Annotated in this window: 8 protein-coding genes; 6 read left to right on the top strand and 2 right to left on the bottom strand. The window is 66.8% G+C overall.

The window, feature by feature from the left end:
• The coding region (locus BMW87_RS35340; RefSeq protein WP_218149748.1) for an ATP-binding protein at nt 1-228 on the top strand (228 nt) is incomplete at its 5' end.
• A gap of 67 nt (nt 229-295) precedes the next feature.
• Here BMW87_RS35340 and BMW87_RS10050 read toward each other — a convergent pair.
• A complete protein-coding gene (locus BMW87_RS10050; protein WP_093076044.1) occupies nt 296-739 on the bottom strand; it encodes an anthranilate synthase component II in 444 nt (147 codons plus the stop codon).
• Nucleotides 740-1,500: 761 nt separating this feature from the next.
• Here BMW87_RS10050 and BMW87_RS10045 point away from each other — a divergent pair.
• The 4 genes from BMW87_RS10045 to BMW87_RS10030 all read left to right on the top strand — a co-directional run bounded on the left by BMW87_RS10045 (nt 1,501) and on the right by BMW87_RS10030 (nt 5,232).
• Nucleotides 1,501-1,887: a DUF2169 domain-containing protein gene (locus tag BMW87_RS10045; protein ID WP_093076042.1), complete on the top strand. Its 387-nt coding sequence runs from the start codon at nt 1,501-1,503 to the stop codon at nt 1,885-1,887.
• Between the two features lie 123 nt (nt 1,888-2,010).
• The gene (gene katG / locus BMW87_RS10040; RefSeq protein WP_093076040.1) at nt 2,011-4,212 is read left to right on the top strand and encodes a catalase/peroxidase HPI; all 2,202 of its coding nucleotides are present in this window, start codon (nt 2,011-2,013) and stop codon (nt 4,210-4,212) included.
• A gap of 131 nt (nt 4,213-4,343) precedes the next feature.
• The gene (locus BMW87_RS10035; RefSeq protein ID WP_093076038.1) at nt 4,344-4,772 is read left to right on the top strand and encodes a hypothetical protein; all 429 of its coding nucleotides are present in this window, start codon (nt 4,344-4,346) and stop codon (nt 4,770-4,772) included.
• 67 nt (nt 4,773-4,839) lie between these two features.
• Nucleotides 4,840-5,232 (top strand): carboxymuconolactone decarboxylase family protein, encoded by a 393-nt coding sequence (locus BMW87_RS10030; RefSeq protein WP_093076036.1) that lies wholly within the window; start codon nt 4,840-4,842, stop codon nt 5,230-5,232.
• A 6-nt stretch (nt 5,233-5,238) separates the two neighbouring features.
• Here BMW87_RS10030 and putA read toward each other — a convergent pair whose 3' ends face one another.
• A complete protein-coding gene (putA, locus tag BMW87_RS10025) occupies nt 5,239-8,976 on the bottom strand; it encodes a trifunctional transcriptional regulator/proline dehydrogenase/L-glutamate gamma-semialdehyde dehydrogenase (RefSeq protein WP_093076034.1) in 3,738 nt (1,245 codons plus the stop codon).
• Between the two features lie 157 nt (nt 8,977-9,133).
• Here putA and BMW87_RS10020 point away from each other — a divergent pair, with 157 nt between their 5' ends.
• Nucleotides 9,134-10,222 carry a hypothetical protein gene (locus BMW87_RS10020; protein ID WP_093076032.1) on the top strand — a complete coding sequence of 363 codons (1,089 nt, stop codon included), beginning with the start codon at nt 9,134-9,136 and terminating at the stop codon, nt 10,220-10,222.
• Nucleotides 10,223-10,276 lie beyond the last annotated feature (54 nt).

Raw genomic sequence — 10,276 nt, 5'->3', positions numbered from 1 at the left:
GATCGCTTGACCCATCACTGCCACATCATCGAGACGGGCAACGAGTCCTACCGCTTCCGCCACAGCACGCACGAAGCCAAGGGGCGCATCAAGACGCGCGAGCAGACCAGGAAGGCAGCGGCCGCCCAGGTGAGCGAGGCCGCGGAGGAAGGGGCCTCGCCTGACGGCTCGGGAATACCAACAACCGATTCAAGAAAAGGAGGACCCACAGAGGCATCCAACCTATAGTTATTCACAGCTGGCTCCTAACGGAACCAGCTCCAGCCCCTGGTCAATGTTCGATTGGCACCGCTGATCACGATTGCACTGGCGCTAACAATGAGGGAAGCTGCGTGACCGCGAGGGAGTGGTAGCGGACCGCCTCGAAGCGGTCTGGAATGCCGGCGAAGAGATCGCGCTGCGCGTGCGACACACGATCGAGACGCCCGTGCATCGGCCGCACCGCCAGATCGACCCGGGCGCCGCAGTGGTGGGCGATGGCCTGGTGGCCGAGGCAGACGCCGAGCACGGGTTTGCGGGAACGCTGCAGCGCATCGGCCGAGATGCCGAGGTCGGCGCGTCGCTGCGGACGCCCGGGCCCCGGCGAGATCACGATGTTGTCGAAGTGCATGCGCTCAACCTCGTCCCAGTGCATCTCGTTGTTGCGCAGCACGATCGGTGGTTCGCCGTTGCAGGCCGCCAGGTACTGGTAGAGGTTGTAAGTGAACGAGTCGTAGTTGTCGATCAGCAGCGTGCGCATGGGATGCTCCTTGGCGGTAGGCGGTAGGCGGTAGGCGGTAGGCGGTAGGCGGTAGGCGGAGCTGTGCATCGTTGAAGATCCCTGCCGACGTCGCAACTGCGCAATGTGCTAGTTGCTCGGCGTGGGCTGCTTGCCGAAGGGGCGCTGCAGGTCCCTGGTTGATCAGGGTCCACTCATCCTCTGCCCTGAACCCCGATCGCGGTGGGCAGGAACGTCTCCCATGCGGTCTCGCTGCCCGACGCTTCTCGTCTCATGGCCGGTGCGCGAACCCGATACTGCCGTCTGCGCCGACGCTCGCCGTCAGCCTGCGGCCAAGACGGGTTCGATCAACAAGGCCGCAGCCGATACGCGGGCGCTTCGACAATGCGCGGGTGATGACTGCGGCCGTCGTGAGCAGAAAAGTTGCGGATCGATCTGCGTACCGCACGGCGGTGTCAATCGAGGTCATGCCGAGCGATGCCTGCTCGAACGAGATGAAACACGCCGGCGCAGGGCGCGCTCTTCCCGCGACCTCGAGCCACTGCGCCGATGATGTTCCATGGGCCGTTGCCTGAGCGAGAAGGTGCGTCGCAGGCGGAACGAGCCGCCTTCACGCGAGTCCACTCCGGCTCCTCGAACACACGTCCCATGGACTTGTGCTGGGATTGCTTCTGTCACTGCTTGCCGGCGCGTGTGGAGGGGGAGCAGAGACGGTCCTTCCATGCCCGCTTCGGGACGCGCAGCCAAGCTGGGTTCCGGGCCAGCACAGGTCTGATGCAGCGATGAGGAGTTTTTGGAAGCGAGACGCCGCGCGCCATCAGGCCGGCCATCCGATTCGGGAGCACCTGAACGGCGACGAAGAGCTGCAGCTTCTTCACATGCATCCGGACCACACCCACATTCAGGTCTGGCTGCCTGGCGTGCAGCTGTCCGCCATGGCGCACTGGAAAGATGGAGGCAGCGCCCCTCAGGAAATGATGCTCGACGGCGTCCATGTGGATCTGAACTCCGATCTGGCGACGGTCTATCTGACGTGGCGATGCTGGGTGCCCAAGCGGTCAGGCATTCATCTGATGGAACTGCAGGTCGAGAACCCTTCGAGACTCCTGGAAGCAGGGCGCCAGCACGTCAACCATGACCGGTTGCCGGGAGCGCCAGCCAAGGGTTGAGTGAAGCAGAAACCATAGTTCGCCGCTATGAATTCAATTCACTCAATTGGGTTGATTGACGGAAGATCCAAACCTAGACTGGTCTCGGACCCCACGTGCGATCACCAACCAAAGGAGAACCCCTTGTCCGATGAAACAAAGTGCCCCTTCCCGGGCCACCAGCGTACACACAGCTTTGCCGGCGCTCCTGCGAATACAGACTGGTGGCCCAGCCAGCTGAACCTGAAGCTCCTGCACCAGCATTCCGCCGAGTCCGATCCCATGGGCGAAGCGTTCGACTACGCCGAGGAATTCAAGACCCTCGACCTTGATGCCGTGATCAAGGACCTCCATGCCCTGATGACCGATTCGCAGGACTGGTGGCCCGCCGACTACGGCCACTACGGACCTCTCTTCATCCGCATGGCCTGGCACTCCGCCGGCACGTACCGCATTGCGGACGGCCGCGGCGGCGGTGGCCACGGCGCTCAGCGCTTCGCGCCCCTGAACAGCTGGCCGGACAACGGCAACCTCGACAAGGCGCGCCGGCTGCTGTGGCCGATCAAGCAGAAATACGGCCGCAAGCTTTCGTGGGCCGACCTGATGATCCTGACCGGCAACGTCGCGCTGGAGTCCATGGGCTTCAAGACATTCGGCTTCGCCGGCGGCCGCCCCGACATCTGGGAGCCGGAAGACGACATCTTCTGGGGCCCCGAAGGCAAGTGGCTGGCCGATGAGCGCTACAGCGGAGACCGCGTGCTGGCCGGCCCGCTCGCCGCCGTGCAGATGGGCCTGATCTACGTGAACCCCGAAGGACCGAACGGCAACCCCGATCCGCTCGGCTCGGCCCGCGACATCCGCGAGACCTTCGCCCGCATGGCCATGAACGACGAGGAAACCGTGGCACTCACCGCCGGCGGCCACACCTTCGGCAAGGCCCACGGCGCGGGCGACCCGGGCCTGGTCGGCGCCGAACCCGAGGGAGCCGACATCGAGGAACTGGGCCTGGGATGGAAGAATGGCTTCGAAAGCGGCCTGGGTGTGCATGCCACCACCAGCGGTATCGAAGGCGCCTGGACCCCCACGCCCACGAAATGGGACAACAGCTACTTCGAGACGCTGTTCGGCTACGAATGGGAACTCACCAAGAGCCCGGCGGGCGCCAACCAGTGGAAGCCCAAGGGCAGCACGGGTGCGGGCACCGTGCCAGACGCGCACGATTCGGGCAAACGTCATGCCCCGATGATGACCACGGCCGACATGGCCATGCGCATGGACCCGGCCTACGAAAAAATCTCGCGCCGCTACATGGCGAATCCGGCGGAGTTCGCCGATGCGTTCGCCCGCGCCTGGTTCAAGCTGACGCACCGCGACATGGGGCCGCGCGCACGCTACCTCGGCGCGCTGGTGCCGAAGGAAGAGCTGATCTGGCAGGACCCGATTCCCGCCGTGAACCACCCGCTGGTCGATGACAAGGACGTCGCGGCCCTGAAGGCCAAGGTGCTCGCCTCTGGCTTGGGCATTGCGCAGCTCGTGGGCGCCGCATGGGCTTCGGCTTCGACCTTCCGCGGCAGCGACAAGCGCGGCGGTGCCAACGGTGCGCGCATCCGCCTCGCCCCGCAGAAAGACTGGGAAGTCAACCAGCCGGCCCAACTGGCGAAGGTGCTTTCGACGCTCGAAGGCATCCAGAAGGAATTCAACGGCGCGCAGTCCGGCGGCAAGAAGATCTCGCTCGCCGACCTGATCGTGCTGGCCGGCAACGCAGCGGTCGAGGCCGCGGCGAAGAAGGCCGGACAGGACGTGACGGTGCCTTTCTCGCCGGGCCGCGGGGACGCTTCGCAGGAGCAGACCGACGTCGAATCCTTCGCACCCCTGGAGCCGCAGGCCGACGGGTTCCGCAACTATCTGAAGAAGGGTATCGACTCGGCCACCGCCGCCGGCCTGCTGCTCGACAAGGCGCAGCTGCTGACCCTGAGCGCGCCCGAGCTGACGGTCCTGGTCGGTGGCCTGCGCGCCCTGAACGCGAACGTCGGGCAGTCGCAAAACGGTGTGTTCACCAAGCGTCCGGAGACTCTCAGCAATGATTTCTTCGTGAACCTGCTCGACATGAACACCGGGTGGAAGAAGTCAACGACGGCTGAAGGCGTGCTGGAAGGCCGCGACCGGAAGACGGGCGAACTCAAGTGGACGGGCACCGTCGTCGACCTCGTGTTCGGCTCCAACTCGCAGTTGCGCGCGCTCGCGGAAGTCTATGGGGCCAGCGACTCGCAGAAGGCCTTCGTACGGGACTTCGTGGCCGCCTGGACCAAGGTGATGAACCTCGATCGCTTCGACCTCAAGAAGTGATCGGGCGGTGATTGAAGGCGACCGGTTCCGGTCGCCGCCGAGTGAGTGACAGCAGTGCAGCCCCGGCCTGGTTTCGGATGATCCCGAACCAGGCCGGGGCGCATCCAAAAAAATGACGGCAGGAGACAACCATGCTAGTCGTGAAGAAGGCGCCTGCGGAGTCGATGGAATTCTTCCAGCCCGAGCAGTGGATGCATCTGCTCGAGCAGCTCGACATCATCCTGGCGACGGTGCAAACCGACGACACCAATCCCATACTTCGCCGTTTCGGCGTGCGCCGGCGCTCTGCCATATTCCGTCGCCTGATGCAGGAGCGATGGCGTCTCGTCAAGGAGATGGAAGCATTCGGCCAGGCCGGACTTCTCGCCTTCGCGAAGAACCAGATGCTGGACGCATCGCCGTCGCGCCGCCATCTCGACGTCGAGTTCAAGCTCCTGGGCGAAGCGTTCGATCAGTGCTCCAAAGACCTGTCGCCCGATACGCAGGCCGCGCTGAGAAAGTGGCTGCTCGCGCGCTCGCACATGCATCAGGAGCACGCAAGGTTTCTGGAGACCTACTGACGGGCGCGGTGTGGAGGCTGCTACTGTTGTCGGTAACGGCTATCGGCCTTCAACACCAGGAGCTTCCATGAAACCCCAGCCCATCGAATACGCCAATGCCTCCGACGAAGTCAGGGCTGTCTTCGACGACATCAAGACCTCGCGCAACGTGCCCGACGTCAACAACTTCTGGAAGTACCTGGCCAACGACCCCGTGGCGCTCAGGCGCACCTGGGGGAGCCTGAAGGAAGTGATGGCACCGGGCGCGCTCGACCCGGTGGTGAAGGAGATGGTCTACCTTGCCGTGAGCGTCACCAACAACTGCGGCTACTGCATCGCGAGCCATCACGCCGGCGCCGAGAAGGCCGGCATGACGCCCGCGATGTTCGCCGAGCTGATGAGCGTGGTCGGCATGGCCAACGAGACCAACCGGCTCGTCAATGGCTACCGCGTGCCGATCGATCCGGCGTTCGACAAGTAAAACCGATCAGCCGATCGTCATCAGGCTCGCGTTGCCGCCGGCGGCCGCCGTGTTGATGCTGAGCGCACGCTCCACCACCAGGCTTTCGAGCGGAATGTCCGCATCGCCGGGCGCAAAGGCGCGCACGCCGACGATCGGGCCCGGCCGCGCTGCGATGCGCTGCATCACGCCCGACAGGCTCTGCATGCTGCCGTGGTGCAGTGCGGCGTCGAACATCACCGTGTCGGAAGCCCAGTCATTCGCGATGGCCACGCACTGCTGCACCTCGGCCGGCAGCGATGCGCGAAGACTTTGCGCGGCGGCATTGGCGGGCCAGATCGCGGTGCTGCCCACCGACAGCACTGCGGCCAGCTGCACCAGCCGGTCGGCTTCCGTATCCGCTCCCGAGTCAACCAGGCACAGCACCGCCTCGCGCGGCTCCAGCGTGTAGACGTTGCGCTCGCCGGTCGGGCCGGCCAGCGTACGCGAACTGCCTGAGCGCGACTGTTCGGCGAAGCGCGCGCATTGCGCCGCCAGCGCGGGGCGGTCGGTTGCCTCCGCCCAGCGCGCGAGTGCCGACAGCGCGGCCCGTGATGCAACAGCACCACCTCCCACCGCGCGCTCCATTGCATCGTCCGGCCGCGCCGACAGCATGCGCAGCATGTACAGCGGACCACCAGCCTTCGGCCCCGTGCCCGACAGCCCCTCGCCGCCGAACGGCTGCACGCCCACCACCGCGCCGACGATGTTGCGGTTCACATAGACATTGCCCGCCTTGGCGTGCTCCACGATCTGCGCGATGGTTTCGTCGATGCGTGTGTGCACGCCCAGCGTCAGCCCGTAGCCCGTGCCGTTGATCTGCCCGATCAGCGCGCCCAGGTCGCGGCGGCGGTAGCGCACGACATGCAGCACCGGTCCGAACACTTCGCGCTGCAGCTCCGCGATGCTGTCGAGCTCGATCAGCGTCGGCATCACGTAGGTGCCGTTGCGCGTGTCGTGTGCGTACTCGCGGCCCTGGCGATAGACCTTGCGGCCCTTCGAGCGCATGGTCGCGATGTGGCGCTCGATGCCGTCGCGCGCTTCGGCGTCGATCACCGGGCCCACGTCCACGGCCAGCCGCGCGGGGTTGCCGATGCAGGCTTCGGCCATCGCGCCCTTGAGCATCTCCAGCAGCCGGTCGGCTGCTTCCTCCTGCACGCACAGCACGCGCAGCGCCGAGCAGCGCTGGCCGGCGCTGTCGAAGGCAGAGGCCATCACGTCGGTGACGACCTGTTCCACGAGCGCGGACGAGTCGACGATCATCGCGTTCTGTCCGCCGGTTTCCGCGATGAGCGGCACCGGCGCGCCATGCGCGCCGAGCCGCTGCGAGAGCGTCTTCTGCAGGATGCGCGCAACCTCGGTCGAGCCGGTGAACATCACGCCCTGCACGCGCGCGTCGGCCACCAGCGCGGCGCCGACGGTTTCGCCGCGACCCGGCAGCAGTTGCACAGCGGCATGCGGCACGCCGGCTTCCCACAGCGCGCGCACAGCTTCGGCCGCCACCAGCGGCGTCTGTTCGGCGGGCTTGGCCAGCACGGGGTTGCCCGCCGCAAGCGCGGCCGCCACCTGGCCGGTGAAGATCGCCAGCGGAAAGTTCCACGGGCTGATGCACACCATCGGGCCGAGCGCGCGGTGCGTGTCGTTCGAGAAATCGCTGCGTGCCTGCGCCGCGTAGTAGCGCAGGAAGTCGACCGCCTCGCGCACTTCGGCGATGGCGTTGGCATAGGTCTTTCCGGCTTCGCGCGTCAGCAGGCCGAGCAGGCGGGGCATGCCTTCTTCGAGCTTGCCGGCGGCGCGGTTGAGCAGGGCGGCGCGCTCGGCAGGCGGCGTGGCGGCCCATGCCGGGGCGATGTCATGGGCATGGGCGATGGCCGATTCGACATCGGCCAGCGTGGCCTCTTGCACCCGCCCGACGATGTCGCGGTGGTCGGCGGGGTTCAGCACGCTGACCGCTTCGCCAGCTGGCGCTGCTTCGGCGAGCATCGGCGCTGCATGCCAGCTTTCACCGGCGCTGCCGGCGAGCACATGGCCCAGCGCGCGCAGGCTGTCGTCGTTCGCCAGGTCGAGCCCCTGCGAGTTGGCACGCTGCGTTCCATACAGCGCCGCGGGCAGCGCAATGGCCGGATGCGGCAGGCCCATCGTGCCTTCCTGCTGCGCCATGCGTTCCATCGTGGCGACCGGGTCTTCCACCAGCGCATCGAGCGAGATCGTCGGGTCCGCGATGCGGTTCACGAACGAAGTGTTCGCGCCGTTCTCCAGCAGGCGGCGCACAAGATAGGCGAGCAGCGTCTCGTGCGTGCCCACCGGCGCATAGATGCGGCACGGCCGCCCGAGCGGGCCGACCACCTGCTCGTACAGCGGCTCGCCCATGCCGTGCAGGCACTGGAACTCGTACTGCCCCGGCTTGTAGCGCGACGGGTCGGCCGCCGTGTAGATGGCGGCCAGTGTGTGCGCGTTGTGCGTGGCGAACTGCGGGTACACGGCCTCCGGCGCATCGAGCAGCTTGCGTGCGCAGGCGAGGTACGACACGTCGGTGTAGGCCTTGCGCGTGTAGACGGGGTAGCCGTCGAGCCCGTCGATCTGCGCGCGCTTGATTTCGCTGTCCCAGTACGCGCCTTTCACCAGCCGCACCATCAGCCGGTGCCGGCTGCGGCGGGCGAGATCGATCACGAAGTCGATCACGAACGGGCAGCGCTTTTGATAAGCCTGGATCACGAAGCCGATGCCGTTCCAGCCCGCGAGCGCCGGCTCGAAGCAAAGGCGCTCCAGCAGGTCGAGCGAGAGTTCGAGGCGGTCGGCTTCCTCTGCATCGATGTTCAGGCCGATGTCGTACTGCTGCGCCAGCAGCGCAAGCTCGCGCAGCACCGGGTACAGCTCGGCCATCACGCGTGAATGGTGCGCGCGGCTGTAGCGCGGATGCAGCGCCGACAGCTTGATCGAGATGCCCGGCCCCTCGTACACGCCGCGATGGTTCGATGCCTTGCCGATCGCGTGGATCGCCTCTTCGTACGCGATGCGATAGCGCTTGGCGTCTTCCATGGTGAGCGCAGCCTCGCCGAGCATGTCGTACGAATAGCGAAAGCCCTCGGCCTCCAGTTCGCGCGCGTTGCCCAGCGCTTGCGCGATGGTTTCGCCGGTGACGAACTGCTCGCCCATCATCCGCATCGCCATGTCCACGCCCTTGCGGATCAGCGGCTCGCCGCCCTTGCCGATCAGGCGCGTGAGCACGGCCGAGAGACTCGTCTCGCTGTGCGTGGCCACGAGCTTGCCCGTCAGCAGCAGGCCCCAGGTCGCGGCGTTGACGAACACCGACGGACTGCGGCCCGCATGCGACTGCCACTGGCCGTGCGCGATCTTGTCGCGGATCAGCGCGTTGCGCGTTTCAGAGTCGGGGATGCGCAGCAGCGCCTCGGCCAGGCACATCAGCGCCACGCCTTCCTGCGACGACAGCGCGTATTCCTGCAGCAGGCCCTGCACGAGGCCGGCGCGGCCGCCCGCGTTCTTGCGCTCGCGCAACTGCTGGGCGATGCGGTAGGCGAGTTCCTGGGCTTCTTCGGCCTGGCCGCTTGGCAGGCGCGCTTGTGCAAGAAGCGGCGGCAGCGCCTGCGGTTCGGCGCGGCGCCAGGCTGCAGTGATCTGCTCGCGCAGCGCCGAAGAGGGCTCGGACAAGCCATCGGCAAACGCCGCGAAGGAAGAGGGTAGAGGGGCGGCGCTGGTGGTGCTCATGAGGGGCTCGTGCTGGTGATATGTTGGATGATCCGCGTCCTTGTGGCGAATTTGTGTTCGAAGAGCGGCGCTTTGGTAGAGCAAATCGCTAGGTCGGTCAGGTTCACAGCTTGTGGCGGGCAGAGAATCCGCGTTCCGTCCCTGGAGTCTCGCGAACATGCACAGCTACAGATGGTCCCTTCCTTTCCTGATGGCCGTATGCCTGCCAGCATCCTGGCCGGCGCACGCGGCGGCAGCCGACCCCTCCGCCTGCACGTCTTCGGCGGCCACGGACTGCTTGCGCAGCTTCACGCCGGCCGGTGCCGGAGGCGTGCTGCACTACTACTCGTCGCTCGCTCCGGATGCTCCGACGGCAACCACCGGGCCGACGAAGGCGCTCATCGCCATGCATGGCCATTCGCGCGACGCCAACAAGACATTCGAGGCAACGCTGCGCACCGTCCGCAACGCCGGTGCGCTGGACGACACGCTGGTGGTCGCGCCGCTCTTCCAGGTGCCTGCCGACAAGGCTGCCAGCCGGTGCAACTCGCCGGGCCTGCCCGCGCCGCAGCCCGGCGACCTGCTGTGGACCTGCGGCTCATGGCTCGAAGGCGGCCGCTCGGCGTCGGGCAGCCGCATCGGCTCGTTCGCGGTCATGGACGCGCTCGTGGCCGAGCTGGTGCAGCGCTGGCCGAGCCTGCGCACCGTCACCATCGCCGGCTTCTCGGCCGGCGGGCAGTTCGCGCAGCGCTATGCCGCCGTCGCGCAGAACGGCGGCACGGCGGGCAAGGTGGCCATGCGCTACGTGGTCGCCGATCCGAGCACGTGGCTCTATTTCGATCCGGTGCGCCCGCAGCTGTCGTCCGACGGTGCGTCAGTCTCGGGCTTCGCGGTGCCCGATGCCGCGGCGTGCCCTGAGATGAACCGCTGGAAATACGGCACCGACGACCTGCCCGCGCACCTCGGTCGCAGTGCCGCGCAGGCGCGCCGGCAGTATGCGGAGGCCGACATCAGCTACCTCGAAGGCGAACTGGACAGCAACGATGCGCGGGGCACGGCCTACCGCGTGCTCGACAAGTCCTGCGCGGCCGCCGCTCAAGGCCCGTTCCGCCTGCAGCGCGGCCTGGCCTACGCGCAGTACGACCGCACGCTGCTCGCGCCGGCCAAGCGCCGCGAGGTCGTGGTGGTGCCGGGCTGCGCGCATGACGTGGCGTGCGTCTTTCCGTCAGAAGCGGCGCGTGCCGCGTTGATCGGCCCTCCGCGCTGAGGGCGGTTCGCCGGGAGGCTTGACGCAATTTCCTTTATGGTGGATATTTAATCT

Source organism: Variovorax sp. OV084 (assembly GCF_900111625.1).
Taxonomy (GTDB): domain Bacteria; phylum Pseudomonadota; class Gammaproteobacteria; order Burkholderiales; family Burkholderiaceae_C; genus Variovorax.
Note: the sequence above shows the minus strand (reverse complement) of the source record. Positions and strands in the feature narration are given on the sequence as shown.

Bases quoted from the DNA above. Each gene is read 5' to 3' on its own strand.
- BMW87_RS10045 (WP_093076042.1), top strand. From the start codon at position 1,501: ATGAGGAGTTTTTGGAAGCGAGACGCCGCGCGCCATCAGGCCGGCCAT.
- BMW87_RS10030 (WP_093076036.1), top strand. From the start codon at position 4,840: ATGAAACCCCAGCCCATCGAATACGCCAATGCCTCCGACGAAGTCAGG.
- BMW87_RS10050 (WP_093076044.1), bottom strand. From the start codon at position 739: ATGCGCACGCTGCTGATCGACAACTACGACTCGTTCACTTACAACCTC.
- BMW87_RS10035 (WP_093076038.1), top strand. From the start codon at position 4,344: ATGCTAGTCGTGAAGAAGGCGCCTGCGGAGTCGATGGAATTCTTCCAG.
- putA (WP_093076034.1), bottom strand. From the start codon at position 8,976: ATGAGCACCACCAGCGCCGCCCCTCTACCCTCTTCCTTCGCGGCGTTT.
- BMW87_RS10020 (WP_093076032.1), top strand. From the start codon at position 9,134: ATGCACAGCTACAGATGGTCCCTTCCTTTCCTGATGGCCGTATGCCTG.